The organism is Agrococcus carbonis, assembly GCF_900104705.1.
Lineage (GTDB): Bacteria > Actinomycetota > Actinomycetes > Actinomycetales > Microbacteriaceae > Agrococcus > Agrococcus carbonis.
Genome location: NZ_LT629734.1, coordinates 80,540 through 99,893, shown reverse-complemented (window position 1 = coordinate 99,893; position 19,354 = coordinate 80,540). Strand labels below are relative to the sequence as shown.

At 72.8% G+C, this 19,354-nt stretch carries 18 protein-coding genes; 9 read left to right on the top strand and 9 right to left on the bottom strand.

Annotation, left to right across the window (positions count from 1 at the left end; translation table 11 throughout):
• Positions 1–1,040: 1,040 nt before the first annotated feature.
• Positions 1,041–2,789: a thiamine pyrophosphate-binding protein gene (locus BLT67_RS00475; RefSeq protein ID WP_092664690.1), complete on the bottom strand. Its 1,749-nt coding sequence runs from the start codon at positions 2,787–2,789 to the stop codon at positions 1,041–1,043.
• 222 nt (positions 2,790–3,011) lie between these two features.
• A complete protein-coding gene (locus tag BLT67_RS00470; protein ID WP_092664687.1) occupies positions 3,012–4,166 on the bottom strand; it encodes an ATP-binding protein in 1,155 nt (384 codons plus the stop codon).
• 78 nt (positions 4,167–4,244) lie between these two features.
• On the opposite strand from BLT67_RS00470, the gene BLT67_RS00465 reads away from it, so the two are divergent.
• On the top strand, positions 4,245–4,991 hold the full coding sequence (locus tag BLT67_RS00465) for a lysoplasmalogenase family protein (RefSeq protein ID WP_157674076.1): 747 nt from the start codon (positions 4,245–4,247) through the stop codon (positions 4,989–4,991).
• 55 nt (positions 4,992–5,046) lie between these two features.
• Positions 5,047–5,871: an aspartate/glutamate racemase family protein gene (locus BLT67_RS00460; RefSeq protein WP_092664681.1), complete on the top strand. Its 825-nt coding sequence runs from the start codon at positions 5,047–5,049 to the stop codon at positions 5,869–5,871.
• On the opposite strand, the gene BLT67_RS00455 is transcribed toward BLT67_RS00460, so the two are convergent.
• Together BLT67_RS00455 and BLT67_RS00450 are read right to left on the bottom strand one after the other, a co-directional pair.
• Positions 5,848–6,744 carry a LysR substrate-binding domain-containing protein gene (locus tag BLT67_RS00455; protein WP_172801950.1) on the bottom strand — a complete coding sequence of 299 codons (897 nt, stop codon included), beginning with the start codon at positions 6,742–6,744 and terminating at the stop codon, positions 5,848–5,850. The genes BLT67_RS00460 and BLT67_RS00455 overlap by 24 nt on opposite strands.
• Before the next feature lie 56 nt (positions 6,745–6,800).
• Positions 6,801–7,724: a DMT family transporter gene (locus tag BLT67_RS00450; RefSeq protein ID WP_092664675.1), complete on the bottom strand. Its 924-nt coding sequence runs from the start codon at positions 7,722–7,724 to the stop codon at positions 6,801–6,803.
• Between the two features lie 31 nt (positions 7,725–7,755).
• Here BLT67_RS00450 and BLT67_RS00445 point away from each other — a divergent pair, with 31 nt between their 5' ends.
• Positions 7,756–8,043, top strand: a complete 288-nt coding sequence (locus BLT67_RS00445) for a GNAT family N-acetyltransferase (protein ID WP_092664673.1) — start codon at positions 7,756–7,758, stop codon at positions 8,041–8,043.
• On the opposite strand, the gene dhaM is transcribed toward BLT67_RS00445, so the two are convergent.
• The 3 genes from dhaM to dhaK are packed head-to-tail and all read right to left on the bottom strand — an operon-like array spanning position 8,040 to position 10,329.
• Positions 8,040–8,708, bottom strand: a complete 669-nt coding sequence (gene dhaM, locus BLT67_RS00440; protein ID WP_092664671.1) for a dihydroxyacetone kinase phosphoryl donor subunit DhaM — start codon at positions 8,706–8,708, stop codon at positions 8,040–8,042. The genes BLT67_RS00445 and dhaM overlap by 4 nt on opposite strands.
• Entirely contained in the window at positions 8,705–9,328 is a 624-nt protein-coding gene (gene dhaL, locus BLT67_RS00435) for a dihydroxyacetone kinase subunit DhaL (protein WP_092667435.1), read from the bottom strand. The genes dhaM and dhaL overlap by 4 nt, the downstream gene beginning before the upstream one ends.
• Positions 9,325–10,329, bottom strand: coding sequence for a dihydroxyacetone kinase subunit DhaK (gene dhaK, locus BLT67_RS00430; RefSeq protein ID WP_092664668.1), 1,005 nt, complete (start codon positions 10,327–10,329; stop codon positions 9,325–9,327). The genes dhaL and dhaK overlap by 4 nt, the downstream gene beginning before the upstream one ends.
• A 196-nt stretch (positions 10,330–10,525) precedes the next feature.
• Between dhaK and BLT67_RS00425 the strand changes: the two genes are divergently transcribed.
• The gene (locus tag BLT67_RS00425) at positions 10,526–11,296 is read left to right on the top strand and encodes an MIP/aquaporin family protein (RefSeq protein WP_092667434.1); all 771 of its coding nucleotides are present in this window, start codon (positions 10,526–10,528) and stop codon (positions 11,294–11,296) included.
• Between the two features lie 87 nt (positions 11,297–11,383).
• Entirely contained in the window at positions 11,384–12,895 is a 1,512-nt protein-coding gene (glpK, locus tag BLT67_RS00420; RefSeq protein WP_092664665.1) for a glycerol kinase GlpK, read from the top strand.
• 52 nt (positions 12,896–12,947) lie between these two features.
• On the opposite strand, the gene BLT67_RS00415 is transcribed toward glpK, so the two are convergent.
• Positions 12,948–13,892: a hypothetical protein gene (locus BLT67_RS00415; RefSeq protein WP_157674074.1), complete on the bottom strand. Its 945-nt coding sequence runs from the start codon at positions 13,890–13,892 to the stop codon at positions 12,948–12,950.
• 7 nt (positions 13,893–13,899) lie between these two features.
• Positions 13,900–14,952, bottom strand: coding sequence for an anthranilate phosphoribosyltransferase (trpD, locus tag BLT67_RS00410; RefSeq protein ID WP_092664659.1), 1,053 nt, complete (start codon positions 14,950–14,952; stop codon positions 13,900–13,902).
• 69 nt (positions 14,953–15,021) lie between these two features.
• Here trpD and ctaE point away from each other — a divergent pair, with 69 nt between their 5' ends.
• From ctaE to qcrB, 4 genes are read left to right on the top strand one after another with little or no spacing between them, the layout of a single operon-like run.
• Complete coding sequence (gene ctaE, locus BLT67_RS00405; protein ID WP_092664656.1) at positions 15,022–15,669, top strand: aa3-type cytochrome oxidase subunit III; 648 nt, start codon at positions 15,022–15,024, stop codon at positions 15,667–15,669.
• A 10-nt stretch (positions 15,670–15,679) separates the two neighbouring features.
• Positions 15,680–16,498, top strand: a complete 819-nt coding sequence (qcrC, locus tag BLT67_RS00400) for a cytochrome bc1 complex diheme cytochrome c subunit (RefSeq protein WP_092667433.1) — start codon at positions 15,680–15,682, stop codon at positions 16,496–16,498.
• A gap of 30 nt (positions 16,499–16,528) precedes the next feature.
• The gene (gene qcrA, locus BLT67_RS00395; protein ID WP_092664653.1) at positions 16,529–17,650 is read left to right on the top strand and encodes a cytochrome bc1 complex Rieske iron-sulfur subunit; all 1,122 of its coding nucleotides are present in this window, start codon (positions 16,529–16,531) and stop codon (positions 17,648–17,650) included.
• A complete protein-coding gene (gene qcrB / locus BLT67_RS00390; protein WP_092664650.1) occupies positions 17,647–19,236 on the top strand; it encodes a cytochrome bc1 complex cytochrome b subunit in 1,590 nt (529 codons plus the stop codon). The genes qcrA and qcrB overlap by 4 nt, the downstream gene beginning before the upstream one ends.
• Positions 19,237–19,354: the final 118 nt, after the last annotated feature.

Below are 19,354 nucleotides of genomic sequence, written 5' to 3'. Positions count from 1 at the left end.
CGGGGCTGGGCCAGAGGTCGCGGTGCGTCGCGCGCACGACGTGGAGCCCGATCCGGGTGAAGTCGCGGTACTTCTCGATATCGCGGTCCCACCGGCCGGCTTCGCGGTGACCGGAGCCTTCTACTCCTCGACCACGCGTGCGTCGCGGTGCAGCAGGTCGCACCGCCCGAGGAAGCGGCCGGTGACAGGGTCGTGGATGCGCGCCTGCACCTCGGCTCCGGCATCCCGGCGTCGACGATGCTCAGCCGCATGTCGGTCTCCCTGGGCGACTCGACACCCAGCCGGATGCGGGGCAGCGCCGCGCGCAGCGCTCCCGCTCCGGCGCAGCGCGCCCAGCGCCGCGCGACGTCGCCGAGCTCCACGAGCGTCGCCAGCGGTCCGGGCAACCTGCGGCTCGGATAGTTCTCGGCACGAGCCACGATCGCGTCGCCGACCATGACGAGCTCGTGCTCGGTGCACGTCGCGGCGAGCTGCGCCCAGAGGGCAGCGGGAGCGAGCACGCGCGATCCGCCGACTTCCCACGTCTCGAGTCGACCGGCCGCGATGCGCGTCGCACGCACGCCTTCGCGCACCGGGTGCCCGCGGCCGATCGCCGAGACGATCGCGACCGTCGAGGACCGGGCGAGCCTCCACGGGACCGGCAGCCCTAGCACGGCGAGCGCGGACACGCCCGCGAGCGCCTGCCACGGTCGCAGCAGCGGCGCGTATGCCTCTGCTTGCGCGAGCGAGGACCCCGGCGGCTCCATGGCACGCGCGCCGTGGAAGGTCCTTGCGAACGAGGGGCCGCGGAGCCTGCCGGCCGACACCCCCTCGGCGCGCGCCTGGGTGACGGTGAACCCCGCCCTCCGCAGCCCGCTCGGCACCGCATCCATGGCCCGGAACCTGCCATACCGCCGCACCGCGTCGTGCCTGCTCTCCACCGCGCCGCCCTCCCCGCACGCCGCCCGGCGAGGTGGGTCATGGAGAGTGTCAGCAACATGCAGGAACCGACGCGCCGCGCTGCGATCTGCCGACACACTGCCGGCGTCCGCGCCTGCGCGTCAGCGCTCGGCGGCGCGCATCGCGGCCTCGCGGATCTCCACGATGTACGGCGCGACGACCTGCTGGCTCACGCGGCAGTCGGCGACGAACACGCCCTCGGCGCCCGAGGCGAGCCAGCGCTCGAGCTCGGCGAGGTCGTCGAGCGAGGCGATGACCGCCGCCTCGGCCCCGAGCCCGCGGCCGAGCGCGGCGAAGTCGACCTGCTCGATGAGCATCGGCTCCTCCGCGACGCCGCGCACCGCGTACTGGTGCACCTCGGCACCGTAGGCCGCGTCGTTCACGATCACGACGACGCCGCGCCGCACCGTCCGCACGACGCTGTCGAGGTCGGCGAGCCCCATGAGCGCGCCGCCGTCGCCCGACACGAGCACGACGGTCGACTCGGGCCGCGCGACGCCCGCGCCGACCGCGCTCGGCAGGCCGAGCCCGATCGTCTGGAACGCGGTGCCCACCATGAGCAGCCGCTCCGGATCGGCGACCGAGAGGTGCGTCGGCGCCCAGCCGATGAAGTGCCCGCCGTCCTGTACGATCACGCGATCCTCGGGCAGGATGCGCTCGAGCGCGTGGAAGAGGCTCCGCGGGTCGAGCCGGCCGTCGGGCGCCGCGGCGTCGCCCGGCTCGCGGTCGAAGTGCACGCCCGTGACGTCCCCGAAGCCGGCGGCCTCCCAGCCCGCGTCGCCGCTCGCGTAGCCGCTGCTATCCACGTCGCCGCTCGCGGGGGCGCCGCCATCCGCCTGGCCGCCTGCGGCATCCGCCCCCAGCAGCGCGAGCAGCGCCTCGGCCACGAGCCGCGCGTCGCCGCGCACCAGCTCGTCGACGCGCGGGTTGGTCGCGGTCGCGGCGAGGTCGACCTGCAGCACGCGCGCGTCGGCGCCGAACGCGTCGCCGAAGCGCGTCTGGAACTGGTTGAGCCCCGCGCCGACGACGAGCACGACGTCGGCCTGCTCGATGGCCGCCGCGGCCCGCTCCGATGCGAAGCCGCCGGTGATGCCGAGGTGCCGGTGGTCGGGCGCGAAGACGCCGCTGCCGAGGGCGCTCGAGGCGGTGCGCGCGCCGAGCCGGGCGGCGAGGGCCCGCAGCGCCGTCGCCGCGCCCGCGAGGTGGGCGCCGCGGCCGGCGATGAGCAGCGGGCGGCGCGCACCGTCGAGCAGCTCGGCCACGCCCGCGAGCTGCTCGGCGTCGATCGAGACGAACGGCTCCTCGACGGTGCCCGCCGCGCTCGGCGGCTTCTCGTCGCCGGCGAGCTCGACGTGCCCGAGGTCGTACGGGATCGCGAGCACGACGGGCCGCCGCTCGGCGAGCGCGGTCTCGACCGCCAGCCGCGTCGCCGCGCGCGCGTTGCCCGCGCCGACGACGACGGTCGGTGCGCCGACGGCCGAGGCAAGCGCCGCCTGGTCGACGTCCCACGGGCGCGGCCCGCCGGTCGGCTGGTCGCCGACGACCATGACGAGCGGCACGCGGGCCTGCGCGGCCTCGGCGAGCGGAGTGATCGCGTTCGTGAAGCCCGGGCCGTACGTGGTCGTCGCGATCGCGAGCCGGCCGCTCGCGCGGTGGTAGGCGTCGGCGGCCGCGACGGTCGCGGCCTCGTGGCGCACGGCCGTCAGGCGCATGGCGCCGCGCCGCACCACGGCGTCGAGGAACCAGGCGTTGCCGTTGCCCATGAGGGCGAAGACGTCGTCGGCGTGCTGCTCGAGCTCGGCGGCGACGGCGGCAGAGACGGTCGAGACGGCAGTGGCAGTGGCAGGCATGGGCGCTCCGGGGATGCTGGAGGCTCGGCGGCGCTCGGCGACACCGCACGGAACCTCGACGATGAGATCCATGTGTGTCGCGCGCGCCAGCGCGTGGTCCCATTTGTCGAGACCGGCCCGGGCTGCCGCCCGTGCCTGACGCCGCCCATGCTAGCCGACGCGCCGCCGGATTCGAGCGGTGGAGGCGAGCGGCGGATGCGAGCGGCGGATGCGGAGGCGGGCTCAGTCGCGGAAGGTCTCGCGGGCGGCGGTCGGCAGCCCGAGCTGGCCGTCGTGCGGGTGCGCCCGCAGGTGCTCGCGCATGAGCGGGATCGCGAAGTCGACGAGCCCCCGCTCGGGCGCGAGCACGATGCCGCCGTCGAGCAGCCGCAGCCGCTGCTTGCCGGCGTTCCCCGCGCTCACGCCCATGCGCTCGGCCACGGCGGTCGTCGAGGCAGGGCCGTCGTCCTCGGCCATCGCGATGAGGTAGTCGCGGTCGCGGGCGGAGAGCCCCCGCAGCGCTGGCACGATGACGCTCTCGCCCATCGCCGCGAACGCGACCTCGACGGCGTGCCGCACCGCATCCGTCGTGATCTCGTGCGCCTCGGGCGCGTGCTCCCACGCGCGCGCGCCGATCGACTGCACGAGGTACGGGTAGCCGCGGCTCGCGCGCGCCGCCTGCTCGAGCGCCGCCTCGCCGATCGAGCGGCCGCGGCTGCGCACCGGCTCGGCGATCGCGGCGCGCGACTCGGCGAGCGTGAGGGTGTCGAGCCGCACCTGCTGCGCGCGCCGGAAGAACGTGAGGCCGTCGGCGTCGAGCGCCGCGGCGATCGAGGCGGGCACGCCCGCCGCGACGACCGCGATGCGGCGATCCTCGCGCAGCAGGTGCTGCACGGCGATCGCGATGCGCCGCAGCGCCTCGAGCGACTCCTTCGCGACCTCGTCGAGCGAGACCAGGACCCCCGCGCCCCGCGCCTCGGCGAGCTCGACGAGCCGCGTGAGCATGCTCTCGAGCCGCGGTTCGCGCTCGTAGCGCTGCGCGACCGCCGTCGTCACCCCGCCCACCTGCGAGACCGTCAGCCCGGTGACCTCGCGCGTGAACGCCTCCGGATCCGTCTCCTGCAGGAGCGCCGGAAGCCGATCGCGCTCGAGCGTGTCGACGAGCCCCGCGTGCAGCGTGCCGTGCAGCACCGTCCAGCCGCGGGCGCGCGCCTCGTCCTCGACGGCGTTGAGCAGCACGGTCTTGCCGACCCCGCGCATGCCGGTGACGAGCGCCGCGCGGTACGGCGACCACGCGCCGAGCGCGAAGACCTCGCGCCACTCGTCGAGCAGCGCGTCGCGCCCCGCGAGCATCGGGGGCGAGATGCCGAAGCCGGGCCGGAACGGGTTGTCGTGCACGCGCCCACTCTGCCACCGCGCGCCGACACGGCGAGCCAGCGCGCCGCATCCGCCGCGCGCCGTGGAACCATGGTGGCCATGCCCGCGATGACGCTGCCCCGCGCCCTGCGCACGGGCCTGCTCGTCTCGGCCGCCGCGCTCGCGGCCAACCTGCTCGCCGTCGTGCTCATCGGGCTCGGCGTGGGCGACGCCGCCGTGCTCAACGGCGTGCGCACCGCGCTCATGTGGCTCCTGACCCCCTCGATCGCGGTCGCGCTCGTCGTCATGGGCGCCCTGCGCCACGGACCGGGCCGCTGGCACGTCGCGGCGATCGCGCTGTGCTGGCTCGGCGACGGGCTCGGCGCGACCACCGGGCTCACCGTCGTGCTGCTCGGGCTCTTCCTGCTCGGTCACCTCGCATACATCGGCGCGCTGTGGCGCACGCGCAAGCGCTCGCTCGCATGGAGCCCCGCTGCGATCGGCTACGCCGTCGTCGCCCTCATCGCGGGCATCATCACGGCGGCGGGGGCCGGCTCGCTCGCGGTCCCCGTGCTGCTCTACGCGCTCGTGCTCGCCGCGCTCGCCGCGTTCGCCGCCGTCGACACCCCGGGCCTGCTCGGCGGGCTCCTGTTCATGACGAGCGACCTCGTCAACGGCCTCAGCATGTTCGCGATCGGCATCCCGGATCCGCTGCGCTCGATCGTCGTGCTCTCGGGGTACGTCGGCGCGACCGCGCTCCTGGCGGTCAGCCTGCAGCGCCGGCTCGGGCTCACCGATCCCGAGCGGCGGCAGCGCACGTCACGGGCCGCCGCTCGCACGACCTCGGGCTATTACCGCACCGACTAGCGATCATCATCGACACAGGCTGGACTTCTGTCCGGGCAGCCGCTGGGATCGAAGCATGCAGCGCATCGCAGACAGCCGGCCCGATCCCGCGCGCGACGAGCGGCCCGGTCCCCTCGGCATCCTCGGCGGCATGAGCTGGCACTCGACCCTCGAGTACTACCGCGCCGTCAACGAGCGCGTCGCGCGCGCCCGCGGCGGCCACGCATCCGCCCGCATCCTGCTCTCGAGCCTCGACTTCGCCGAGGTGCGCGACTGCCAGGTGCGCGGCGACTGGGACGCCGCGGGAGCGCTGCTCGCGCGCGAGGCGTCCGCGCTCGAGCGCGCGGGCGCCGGCTCGATCGCGATCGCGACGAACCTCATGCACAAGGTCGCGCCCGCGGTCGAGGCCCGCATCGGGGTGCCGCTCGTGCACATCGGCGACGCGGTCGCGGCTGCGGCCCGCGCCGCGGGGGCGCGCACGCTCGGCATCGTGGGCACCCGGTGGGTCATGGCCGAGCGCTTCTACGCCGACCGGCTCGCGGCGCACGGCATCGCCGCCGTCGTGCCGCCCGAGGCCGTGCAGGCCGAGCTCGACCGCATCGTCTTCGACGAGCTGACGCAGGGGGTCATGACGGATGCGTCGCGCGCGGTGTTCCGCGACGCGTTCGCCGCGCTCGTGGCCGACGGCGCAGAGGCGATCGTGCTCGGGTGCACCGAGATCATGCTGCTCGTGCGGGCCGAGGACGCAGCGGTGCCGCTCATCGACTCGTGCGACGCCCACGCCGACGCGCTCGCGCGCATCGCGCTCGGCGAGGCTGCGCCCCATGCGCTCGCGCCCGCTGCGCCGACGCCGGCCGCACCCGCGCCGGCCGCCGCCTCAGCCGGTCTGCTCGCCCCATAGCGCGCGCATCGCGTCGAGCACGGTGCTCACCGCGGGCACGCGCTCGGCGCCGTGCCGGTAGCGCAGCGACACCGTGCGGCCCGAGCCGTCGGCGAGCGCCGCGACCACGACGTCGTCGCGCGTGAGCACGCGCAGGGCCATCGCCGGCAGGAGCGTGACCGAGCCCGTCGCCGCGACGAAGGCCTGCGACGCGACGAAGTCGTCGGTCTCGAACTGGATCTTCGGCGCGAAGCCGGCGTCGCCCGCGAGCGACTCGAGGTGCGCGCGGCAGCGCTCGCACCCGCCGACCCAGTCGTCGCCGGCGAGCGCCGCGATGTCGATCGGCGCCCCCGTCGCGAGCTCGTGCTCGAGCGGCAGCACGATGCGCGAGGGGTCGGGGCCGAGCTCGAGCCTCGCGAGCTGCACGTCGTCGTGCAGCTCGTCGTACTCGAAGGCGACCGCGACGTCGGCATCGCCCGCGAGCACGGCCTCGATCGCCTCCGGCGGCTCGAGCTCGATCACGCGGGCGGTGAGCTCGGGCACGGCGAGGCGGGCGGATGCGATGGCGCGCGGCACGAAGTCGGCGAGCGCCGAGGGGAAGGCCGCGATCGTCACGGTGCCCGCGCCCTCGGCGAGCGAGGTCAGCTCGGCCTCCGCCGAGCCGAGGAGGCCCGCGATCGCGTCCGCGTGCCGCAGCAGGCGCTCGCCGGCCTCGGTGAGCGTGACGCCGGTCGACGAGCGCAGCAGCAGCGCCTGCCCGACCTCGTCCTCGAGGAGGCGGATGTGCTGGCTCACCGCGGGCTGCGTCCAGCCGAGCGCGCGGGCGCCGCCGGAGACGGAGCCCTCGCGCGCGACCGTGCGGAAGATGAGGATGCGACGCGGGTCGAGCTGCATGCGTCCAGCATGCCGCACGCCGCAGGGCATCGCGCGCAGCTCGCTCGGTGCCGCGCTCACTCCCCCGGCATGCGCACGGGCGCGTCGATCGCTCCGGTCGGCGGCTCCTCGCGCGGCCGCGGGCGCCGCGCCGCGAGCAGCTCGACGGCGTACATCGCGCCGAGGATCATGCCGCCGCCGACGAGCAGGCGCCACGAGAGCTCCTCTCCGCCGAGCGCCACCGCGAACGCCGTCGCCCACACCGGCTCGGCCGTCATGATGACCGCGGCGCGCGTCGCGCTCAGCTGCGCCTGCGCCCACGTCTGCACCCACATCGCCGCGATGGAGGCGAACACGACCATGTAGAGCATCGAGGCCCACTGGCCGGCCGTCGCGGGCAGCGTGACGCCGTCGGGCGCCCCGGCGGCCAGGCACACGATGCCGATGACCCACAGCTGCACGATCGAGATGCCGAGCGCGTGCTCGACGCGCGCCCACCGCGCGGTCGCGATGATGTGCAGCGCGTAGGCGAGCGCTCCGCCGAGCGTGAGCGCGGCGCCCGGCCCGAGGTCGATGCCGGTGAGCGTGAGCACGACGAGGCCCGCCGACGCGACGCCGACCGCGATCCACGTGCCGCGGTCGATGCGGTGCCGGAAGGCGGTCGCGGCGATCAGCGGCGTCAGCACGACGTAGAGGCCCGTGAGGAAGCCGCTCACCGATGCGGGCGTCGTCTCGAGCCCGACGGTCTGGAGGATCTGCGCGGCGGTGTAGAGGAGTCCGAGGACGGCGGATCGCAGCAGCAGCGCGCGCCCGAGGCGCGCGACGCGGCGCCACGCGATGGCGGTCATGATGCCCGCGGCCAGGAGGAAGCGGACGCCGAGGAAGTCGAGGGACGGGACGTGCGCGACGAGGTCCTTGATGAGGAAGAACGTCGATCCCCACACGATGGTGAGCCCCACGAGCAGCAGCGTCGCCAGTCGCGCCGTGCTCCGCTCCACCACCCGCTCAGCCTAGGCGGGTAGCGTCGCCGGCATGACCGACTCCCAGATCGCCATCACCGAGAACCCCGAGGCGCACCGCTACGAGGCGCACGTCGACGGCGAGCTCGCCGGCTTCGCCGACTACCGCGACGCCGAGTCGGTGCGTTCGTTCGTGCACACCGAGGTCGACCCGTCGTTCGGCGGCCGCGGCGTCGGCTCGCGGCTCGTCGACGAGGCGCTGCGCTCGACGATCGCGCAGGGCCGTCGCATCCGCCCGCTGTGCTCGTTCGTCGTCGCGCGCTCGGGCGCCGACGAGTTCGCCGCGCACGTCGTGCACTAGGCCCGCTCGCCGAACCCCTCCGCGGCGAGCCGCTCGATCGCCGCGATCGCCTCGGCCGCCTGCGGCCCCGTCGCCTCGAAGCGCACCGTCGCGCCGCGGTCGAGCCCGAGCGAGAGCACGCGCAGCATGCTCGTGGCATCGACGCCGTCGACGGTCACCTGGGCGTCGAACGCGCTCGCGGTGCGCACGAGCTCGGCCGCGGGCCGCGCGTGCAGCCCGTGCTCGTTCGCGAGCTCGACCTCGAGCACGGCGCCGCCCTCGCCGGCGGGCTGGGGCGCCGGCGCCGGCGCGCCGGCCGACCGGTCCTCCGCCGCGGCGAGCACCTGCTCGAGCGTGGCGCCCGATTCGGCGGCGACCGCCGCGGCGACCGCTCCCTCGACGATCGGTGCGTCGGCGATGCGGATGCGCTCGGGCGCGTCGTGCAGCTCGAGCGCGGTCTCGGCGGTCAGCACCGCCGAGCCGAGATCGCACAGCACGACGACGCCGTCGCCGGAATCGGCCGATGCGAGACCCGCCTGCACCTTGTCGAAGCTCGTGCCGATGCTGCCGTCGTCGGTGCCGCCTGCCGCGACGATCGCGACCGACGCGGCCATCTGCGCCGCGAGCTCGACGACGCCCTCGGCGATGCGCGCCGAGTGCGAGACGATCAGGAGCCCGACGCTCACGCGGTCTCCGCAGCCGCCCGCAGGATGAGCGAGGTCGACTCGGCGCCCGGGTCCCGGTGCCCGATCGCCCGCTCGCCGAGGTAGGAGGCGCGGCCCTTGTGGGCGACGAGCGGCTCCGTCGCGACAGCGCCCTCGGCCGCGGCCGCCGCGGCCGCCTCGAGCACCGCGCGCACGTCGTCGCCCGCGGTCGCGGCGGCGTCGACCGCCGGGCTCCACGCATCCACCATCGTCTTGTCGCGCAGCTCGGCCTTGCCGCGCGCGACGATGCCGTCGCGCGCGGCCGTGAGCACCTCGACGAGCGCGGGGGCGTCGAGCTCGGCGCGGTCTCCCGACGCCATCGCCGCCTTCAGGAACGCCGTGCCGTAGAGCGGCCCCGCGGCCCCGCCGACGGTCGAGATGAGCGTCGTCGCGACGAGCTTGAGCACCGCGCCCGGCGTCGCGTCGGCGTCGAGCCCGTCGAGCCTGCCGAGCACGGCCTGGAAGCCGCGGTCGAGGTTCTCGCCGTGATCGGCGTCGCCGATCGCGCGGTCGAGGGCGGTGAGCTCGGCCTTCCGCGCGGCCACCCGCTCGGCGACGGCCTCGATCCAGCGGCGCGCCCAGGCTCCGTCGAGCGCGCTCACCGGCCCCACCGCAGCGCGGCGGTGTGCACCGGCGCGTCGTAGAGGTCGAGCAGCTCGTCGTCGACCTTGAGCACGCTGATCGACACCCCCTGCATCTCGAGGCTCGTGACGTACGACCCCACGAGCGAGCGAGCCAGCTCGATGCCGCGCTCGGCGAGCACCTCGGCGGCGCGGCGGAAGACGATGTAGAGCTCCGAGAGCGGCGTGCCGCCCATCCCGTTGACGAGCAGCACGACCCGGTCGCCCTGCTGGAACGGGAGGTCCTCGAGGATCGGCTCGATGAGGCGGTCGACGAGGCGGTCGGCGGGCTCGAGGGCGATGCGCTCGCGGCCCGGCTCCCCGTGGATGCCGATGCCGATCTCCACCTCGTCCTCGCCGAGCTCGAAGCTCGGCTCCCCCGCGTGCGGCACCGTGCACGGCGCGAGCGCGAGGCCCATCGACCGCACCTGGCTGTTGACGCGCCGGGCGACCTCGGCGACCCGGTCGAGCGAGTCGCCGCGCTCGGCCGCCGCGCCCGCGATCTTCTCGACGAGCAGGGTGCCCGCGACGCCGCGGCGTCCCGCGGTGTAGAGCGAGTCCTTCACCGCGACGTCGTCGTCGACGACGACCGACTGCACCTCGATGCCCTCGGCGAGCGCGAGGTCGGCGGCGGTCTCGAAGTTGAGCACGTCGCCCGTGTAGTTCTTGACGATGTGGAGCACGCCGGCTCCGCCGTCCACCTGCTTCGTCGCCTCGAGGATGGGGTCGGGCGTGGGCGAGGTGAACATCGCGCCGGGCACCGCCGCGTCGAGCATGCCGACGCCGACGTAGCCGGCGTGCAGCGGCTCGTGGCCGGAGCCGCCGCCCGAGACGATGCCGACCTTGCCGGCGACCGGCGCGTCCGCGCGCACGACGGCGAACGGCGGGTCGACGACGACGCGCACGAGGTCGGGGTGTGCCGCCGCGAAGCCCGCGACGCCTTCGTCGACGGTCTTGGCAGGGTCGTTGATGAGCTTCTTCACGGTGCGCCTCTCCTCGGGTCGGCTGACGCTGTTCGTGCCCACGCTACGCCGCGGCGGCTGGAATCTCGACGGTCGGGAGACGAATCCTCAGAGACACCTGTGCGGGAGAGATGAGGATGGTTATTGTGGCGGTACCGCTCGAGCGGGCGGTGCGGGCGAGGGTGCCCGCGGAACCAGAAAGCAGGGACCTGTGGATCTGAACATCGGTCTGGTATTCCTCTCGGAGCTGGTCGGCACCGCGATGCTCCTGCTGCTCGGCTGCGGCGTGGTCGCCAACGCCGTGCTCGCGGGCACCAAGGGCTTCGGCGGCGGCTTCCTCATGATCAACTTCGGCTGGGGCCTCGCCGTCTTCGCGGGCGTCGTCGTCTCCATCTACTCGGGTGCGCACATCAACCCGGCGGTCACGCTCGGGCTCATGGCGCGCGACCTCTCCACCGGCGTGGAGTACAACTGGGCGCTGCTGCCGGTCTACCTGATCGCGCAGCTGCTCGGCGCCTTCCTCGGCGCGGTGCTGTGCTGGCTCGCCTACAAGCAGCACTTCGACGCCGAGGAGGACCCGGGCGCCAAGCTCGGCACCTTCTCGACCGGTCCCGGCATCCGGAGCACGGGCTGGAACCTCACCACCGAGATCATCGGCACGTTCGTGCTCGTCTTCGTCGTGATCGCCTTCGGCGCGCAGGGCGCCGACGACACGCTCGGCGTCCCTGCGGGCCTCGCCTCGCTCGGCGCGCTCCCGGTGGCGCTCCTCGTGGTCGGCATCGGCGCCTCGCTCGGTGGTCCGACGGGCTACGCCATCAACCCGGCGCGCGACCTGGGCCCCCGCATCGCACACGCGGTGCTGCCCATCCGCGGCAAGGGCTCGAGCGACTGGAGCTACTCCTGGATCCCGGTCGTCGGTCCCATCATCGGCGGCGTGCTCGCGGGCCTCACGGCACCGCTGCTCGTCGCGGTCACCGTCGCGGCCTGATCGGGCGGAGGAGGGGGTCGACGATCCCCTCCTCCTCTCGCGTGCACCGCATCCATCCCACCCAACACCCCAACGAAGGAGTTCCCCGTGAACGACTACGTCATCGCCATCGACCAGGGCACGACCTCGACCCGCGCCATCCTCTTCGACCACGCCGGCAGCATCGTCTCGACCGGTCAGCTCGAGCACGAGCAGATCTTCCCGCAGGCCGGCTGGGTCGAGCACGACCCGATGGAGATCTGGAACAACACGCGCGAGGTCATCGGCCAGGCCCTCTCGAAGGCCAACGTCACGCGCCACAACGTCAAGGCCATCGGCATCACCAACCAGCGCGAGACCGCGGTCGTCTGGAACAAGAAGACGGGCGAGCCCGTCTACAACGCGATCGTCTGGCAGGACACGCGCACGCAGAAGATCGTCGACCGCCTCGCCGACGGCGACACCGACCGCTACAAGCAGAAGGTCGGGCTGCCGCTCGCGACCTACTTCTCGGGCACCAAGATCGTGTGGATCCTCGAGAACGTCGACGGCGCGCGCGAGGCGGCCGAGGCGGGCGACCTGCTCTTCGGCACGACCGACTGCTGGGTGCTGTGGAACCTCACCGGGGGCGTCAACGGCGGCGTGCACGCGACCGACGTGACGAACGCGTCGCGCACCCTGTTCATGGATCTCGAGTCGCTCACGTGGGACGACGCGATCCTCGCGGACTTCGGCGTGCCGCGCTCGATGCTGCCGGAGATCAAGCCGTCGTCGGGCGAGTTCGGCATCGCCGCGTCGGAGTCGCTGCTGCGCGAGACGCCCATCACCGGCATCCTCGGCGACCAGCAGGCCGCGACGTTCGGGCAGGCCGCGTTCGACACCGGCGAGGCGAAGAACACCTACGGCACGGGCAACTTCCTCATCTTCAACACCGGCGAGGAGATCGTCCACTCGAAGAACGGCCTGCTCACGACCGTCGGTTACAAGATCGGCGACGAGCCCACGCACTACGCGCTCGAGGGCTCGATCGCCGTGACCGGCTCGCTCATCCAGTGGCTGCGCGACAACCTCGGGCTCATCCCCGACGCGCCCTCGGTCGAGCAGCTCGCGAAGACGGTCGACGACAACGGCGGCGCGTACTTCGTGCCCGCGTTCTCGGGCCTGTTCGCGCCCTACTGGCGGCCGGATGCGCGCGGCGCGCTCGTGGGCCTCACCCGGTACGTGAACAAGGGCCACCTCGCGCGGGCCGCGCTCGAGGCGACGGCGTTCCAGACCGCCGAGGTCGTCGACGCGGTCAACGCCGACTCGGGCGTCGACCTGACCGAGCTCAAGGTCGACGGCGGCATGATCGCCAACGACACGCTCATGCAGTTCCAGGCCGACATCCTGCAGGTGCCCGTGGTGCGGCCGGTCGTCGCCGAGACGACGGCGCTCGGCGCCGCCTACGCGGCCGGCCTCGCGGTCGGCTTCTGGGGTTCGCTCGACGAGCTGCGCCAGCAGTGGCAGGAGGACCGCCGCTGGGAGCCGCAGATGGACAAGGAGGCGCGCGACCGCACCTACCGCAACTGGAAGAAGGCGGTGCAGAAGACGCTCGACTGGGTCGACGAGGACGTCGACTAGGCGCTCGGAGTGCACAGGGACGGGGCGGCCGCGGCCGCCCCGTCCGGCGTTCCTAGGTCGCGCGCTGCTCGGGGTTCGACAGCCAGATGATCGCGCCGGCGATCGCGACGAGCACCATCGTCGTGCGCGCGGTCGAGACGGCGAGCACGATCGAGATCCACCAGTCGTCCTCGGCCGAGAGCCGTCCGCGGGCGACCGGCTGCTTCGCCGAGATGGCGACGGCGATCGCGATGAGGTCGAGCCCGACGAGCATCGTCACGAGCGCGTAGCGCCGCCGCGGCAGCTCCCCCGTGCGCGACGCGCGGCCCGAGCCGTGCGGCTCCGCGACGTTCGCGACCGGTAGCAGCGCGCGCATCCAGCCGTCGAGCCACCAGCCGAGCAGCACGAGCCCGAGCACGAGCGCGAGCAGCACGGAGCGCACGACCAGCTCGTCAGTGGCGCTGCCCGCCTCGGCCCACGCGTTCGGGGCGAGCCGCGCTCGCACGACGGGCAGCGCGCGGGCGAAGAACGCGGCGCCGGCGATGGCGTAGCCGAGCACGACGACGAGGATCGTGAGCGGATGCCGCATGCGCACGAGCATCCAGCCGACGACGAGCGCCGCGCCGGAGGCGAAGGTCACCGCATCGAGCGCGCCGTACGTCGTCGCGCCGAGGAGCGTCGTCGACTGCATGAGCACGATCGCGGTCTCGCCGGCTGCGTAGAGCACGATGCAGTAGAGCGCGCCGAGCCGGTAGCCGCGCGAGGCCGGCGCGACGAACGCGGCGAGCAGCAGCAGCAGCACGCCGATCGTGCGCAGCGTCACCGAGGGCGCGAGGCTCGGCGGGCGGTGCAGCAGCAGCGTGAGTCCGTAGCTCGCGAGCAGGCCGCCGACGGCGAGCGCGACGAGCAGCAGCGATCGCGAGGCGCGGTCGGCCCATGTGAGGGGCCAGTGCTGCCACACCTCCTCGCGCGACCAGCTGCCCTGCCGCTGGGCGCGCGGCTGCTCGAGCGCGCTCACGCCCGCATCAGGCCGCGGCACGCCGCCACGCGTCGAGCGTGCGGGTCGCGGCACCCGAGTCGATGGCGGCGGTCGCGACGGCGAGCTCCTCGGCGAGGCGCTCCTTGAGCGGGCGGTCCTTCTGCCGCGGGTCGCCGTCGAGGCGCCAGGCGACGAGCGCCGCTGCGGCGTTGAGCAGCACGACGTCGCGCACGGGACCGGGCTCCCCCGCGAGCGTGCGGCGCAGCACGTCGGCGTTGTGCTCGGGCGAGCCGCCGCGCAGGTCGTCGAGGCTCGCCCGGCGGATGCCGAGCTCGCGCGGATCGATGTCGTGCTCGACGACGTCGCCGCGCGCGACCTCCCAGAGCTCAGAGTGGCCCGTCGTCGTCAGCTCGTCGAGGCCGTCCTCGCCGCGCACGACGAGCGCGGTCGCGCCGCGGGTGGCGAACACGCCGACGAACTGCTCGATGACGTGCTTGTCGGCGACGCCGACGAGCGAGACCTCGGGCCTGGCGGGGTTGACGAGCGGGCCGAGGTAGTTGAAGACGGTGGGCACGCCGAGCTCGGCGCGCACGGGGCCCGCGTGGCGGAAGCCCGGGTGGAAGCGCGTCGCCCACGCGAACGAGATCCCCGCCTCGTCGAGGATGCGCCGCACGCGGGCGGGGTCGTCGTCCGCGGGGACGACGCCGAGCACGTCGAGCACGTCCGAGGCGCCGGACGACGAGGAGACGGCGCGGTTGCCGTGCTTGAGCACCGGCACGCCTGCCGCGGCGACCACGATGCTCGCGGTCGTCGAGATGTTCACCGTGTGCTGGCGATCCCCGCCTGTGCCGACGATGTCGACGACCTTCGCGTCGCCCGGCAGCGGCACCGCGGCCTCGAGGATCGCGTCGCGGAAGCCCACGAGCTCCTCGGCCACGACGCCCTTCGCGCGGAGGGCCACGAGGAAGCCGGCGATCTGCGATGCGGTGGCCTCGCCGGCCACCACCTGGGCCATCGCCCACTCCGCCTGGCGGATCGCCAGATCCTCCCCCTCCAGCAGCGTCTCGAGCACGACTGGCCAGGTGAAGAGGCGATCCATACCTCCAGCCTATCTTTTTGCGGCACGCTGGCCGGTCGGGTCGAGACCGGGGCCGCAACTGTCACTAGGATGGCTTCCGTGTCCACTACTGCGCTCCCCACATCGCCGTCCTCGGCACCGCTGATCAGGCGGCCGAACTCCGTTGCGGTCGGCACCATCGTCTGGCTCGGCAGCGAGGTCATGTTCTTCGCCGGCCTGTTCGCGATCTACTTCACGCTCCGCTCGATGTCCGGCGACCTCTTCGCCACCGAGGCCGAGAAGCTGAACGTCGTCTTCGCGACCATCAACACGCTGATCCTGCTCTCCTCGAGCTTCACGTGCCAGGCGGGCGCGAACGCCGCAGAGCACCACCAGGCGCGGCGCACGGGCGGGATCTTCGAGTTCGCCAAGTGGGGCATGATCGAGTGGTTCTACCTCACGTACGTGCTGGGCGCGATCTTCGTCACGCTCCAGGTGTTCGAGTACCTCGAGCTGATCCACCACGGCGTGACGCTGTCGTCCAACTCGTACGGCTCGGCCTTCTACATCACCACCGGCTTCCACGGCCTCCACGTGACGGGCGGCCTGTTCGCCTTCCTGTTCGTGATCGGCCGCGCGTACGCGGTGAAGCGCTTCGCTCGCAAGGAGGCGACGAGCGCCCACGTGATCTCGTACTACTGGCACTTCGTCGACGTGGTCTGGATCGGCCTGTACCTCGTCATCTACTGGCTCAAGTAAACGGTTGGGGCTGAACACCTTGGCATCACGCAAGAAGACCGGTCGCAGGCATCCGCTGGCGAGCGCTGCCCTGCTCATCATCGGGCTCGTCGCCGCCGGCGGCGCATCCGCCGCGGTGGGCACCGTCGCGAACGCGCAGCCCGCGCAGTCGTCGCCGCACGCGCAGCAGCTGACGGAGCAGGACGGGGCGGAGCTCTTCCGCGCCAACTGCGCCTCGTGCCACGGCATGAACGCGGAGGGCACGGAGCACGGCACGAGCCTCATCGGCGTCGGCGCGGCGTCCGTCGACTTCCAGGTCATGACCGGCCGCATGCCCATGGCCTTCCAGGGCCCGCAGGCGCTGCAGCGCGAGCCGCAGTTCACGCAGGAGCAGTCGGACGCGATGGGCGACTGGATCGCCTCGCTCGCCCCCGGCCCCGAGCGGCCGGCCGAGGAGTGGCTCGACACCTCGCAGGTGACCGACGAGGAGCTCGCCGAGGGCGGCGCGCTCTTCCGCATCAACTGCGCGATGTGCCACAACGTCGCAGGCGCCGGCGGCGCCCTGACCGAGGGCAAGTTCGCGCCGCACCTGCGCGACATCGACGCCGCGCACATCTACGAGGCCATGCAGACCGGCCCGCAGAACATGCCGGTCTTCAACGACAACAACATCTCGCCCGAGCAGAAGCGCCAGATCATCGCGTACCTGCACTACCTGGATGAGAACCCGTCGGTCGGCGGCTTCGACCTCGGGGCCCTCGGCCCCGTGTCGGAGGGCCTGTTCATCTGGATCTTCGGGCTCGGCGGTCTCGTCGGGGTCGCGGTCTGGCTGACGTCGAGGCCGAACTGATCCATGGCGCAGGACACAGAGAGGAACCCCATGTCGGCTGAGGACCAGTCGGCTCCCCACGAGCCCAGCACCGAGAGCGTCGTCGTGTACGACCGCGGTGCCGCGATCGAGCAGTCGGACGCGTTCGAGAACCCGGGGCTGCCCCCGCACCGCCCGCGCCAGACCGATCTGCACCCGCACAAGGAGCGTCGCGCCGAGCGCCAGGTCGTCGGCTGGTTCCTGGTCTCGATGATCGGCTCCGTGCTCGCGATCGTCGCCTACATCGCCCTGCCGATCACGCCGGGCGACATGGCGAGCGTCCGCATGAACAACCTGTTCCTGGGCCTCGCGATCGCGCTCGCGCTGCTGAGCATCGGCATCGGCGGCATGCACTGGGCGCGCCAGCTCATGAGCGGCCACGAGGTCGTCGAGGAGCGCCACCACACCCGCGGCTCGGTCGCGAGCCGCGAGCGATCGGTCGAGATCTTCCGCCTCGGCGACGAGGAGTCCGGCTTCTCGCGCCGCACGCTCATCCGCAACACGCTCATCGGCGCGGTGGCCCTCGTGCCGCTGCCCGCGATCGTGCTGTTCCGCGACCTGGCGCCCGCCGAGGACGCCGTCGAGGCGATCGCCCACACGATGTGGGAGCCGGGCATGCGCCTGGCCCTCGACCCCTCGGGCACGCCCATCAAGGCGACCGACGTCACGATCGGCTCCGCCTTCCACGTCATCCCCGAGGACCTCAAGGGGATCGGCCACAACGAGGGCTACCTCGACCAGAAGGCGCTCGCCGCCGTGCTGCTCGTGCGCGTGCCCACCGACCGCCTCAAGGAGGCGCCGGGCCGCGAGGGATGGTCCTACGACGGCATCGTCGCCTACTCCAAGATCTGCACGCACGTCGGCTGCCCCGTGGCGCTGTACGAGCAGCAGACCCACCACCTCCTGTGCCCGTGCCACCAGTCGACCTTCGACGTGACCGAGCACGCCAAGGTGGTCTTCGGTCCCGCGAAGCGCCCGCTCCCCCAGCTGCCGATCACCGTCGACAGCGAGGGCTACCTCGTGGCGCAGCGCGACTTCACCGAGCCGATCGGCGCGTCGTTCTTCGAGCGCCTGCACCACGTCGACCCCGAGCACGTGCAGGTGTCGGCGCCTGAGATGGAGACCCGCGCATGACCTCCACTGCGACTCGCCCCACGTTCACCGCGAAGGCGTCCAACTACCTCGACGAGCGCACGAGCATCTCGACGATGGTCGCGGCGCTCGGCCGCAAGGTGTTCCCCGACCACTGGTCGTTCATGCTCGGCGAGGTCATCCTCTACTCGTTCGTGGCGATCCTGCTCTCGGGCACCTTCCTGACGTTCTTCTTCGAGCCGTCGATGACGGCCGTGCACTACGAGGGCTCGTACGTGCCGCTCAAGGGCATGGAGATGTCGGCGGCGTACGCCTCGACGCTCGACCTGTCGTTCGACATCCGCGGCGGCCTGCTCATGCGCCAGCTGCACCACTGGTCGGCGCTGCTGTTCATCGCCGCGATCGGCCTGCACATGCTGCGCGTGTTCTTCACGGGCGCGTTCCGCAAGCCCCGCGAGCTCAACTGGGTCGTCGGCTTCATCCTCTTCATCCTCGCGATGGCGGAGGGCTTCACGGGCTACTCGCTCCCCGACGACCTGCTCTCGGGCAACGGCCTCGCGATCATCAACGGCATGGTCAAGGGCATCCCGATCGTCGGCACCTGGATCTCGTACCTGCTCTTCGGCGGCATCTTCCCGGGCACCGACATCGTGCCGAGGCTGTTCGTGCTGCACATCATGCTGCTGCCGGCGCTCGTCATCGCCCTCATCGGCGTGCACCTCGTGCTCATGGTCATCAACAAGCACACGCAGTTCGCCGGCCCCGGCCGCACGAACGACAACGTCGTGGGCGCGCCGATCATGCCGCTGTTCGCCGCGAAGGCCGGCTCGTTCTTCTTCATCGTGTTCGGCTTCCTCGTCGCGATCGCCTCGACGTTCACGATCCTGCCGGTGTGGGACTACGGGCCCTACGACCCATCCCCCGTCTCGGCCGGGACGCAGCCCGACTGGTACATCGGCTTCGCCGACGGGGCACTGCGACTGGCGCCGGGTCTCGAGTCCGAGATCTTCGGGCTCACGCTGTCGTGGAACATCCTGATCCCGATGGCGGTGCTCGGGCTCTTCATCGTGCTGGTCATGTTCTACCCCTTCATCGAGGCGTGGATCACGGGCGACAAGCGCGAGCACCACATCGCCGAGCGTCCCCGCAACAACCCGACGCGCACCGCGATCGGCGCTGCCGGCGTCTGGTTCTACGCGATCATGTGGGCCGCCGCCTCCTCCGACCTCATCGCCACGCACTTCCACCTCAACGTGTTCCAGGTCACCTGGGCGCTGCAGGCGATGATCACCATCGGCACGGTCATCGTGTACTGGCTGACGAAGCGCATCGCGCTCGGCCTGCAGAAGAAGGATCGCGAGATCCTGCTGCACGGCTACGAGTCGGGCAACATCCGCCGGCTCCCCGGTGGCGAGTACGTCGAGGTGCACGAGCCCGTCGACGAGTACTCGGCCTGGCGGCTCAAGAGCTTCGACACGTACGAGCCCGTCATGGTGCGCCCGAACGCCGAGGGCAGGATCACGCCCGCGACGCACCTGCGCGCCGCGCTGTCGCGCTGGTTCTTCGAGGACCGCATCGCGCCGGTCACGAAGGGCGAGATCGAGGCTGCGAAGCACGACCACCACTGATCCCCGCAGCACGAATGAGGCCCGGAGCACTGCGCTCCGGGCCTCGCTCGTTGCAATTCGAAGGAATGCCGGGCGGGCAGATGCGTTGACCTGCGTTGGATCGACCTGCCGGATCCGC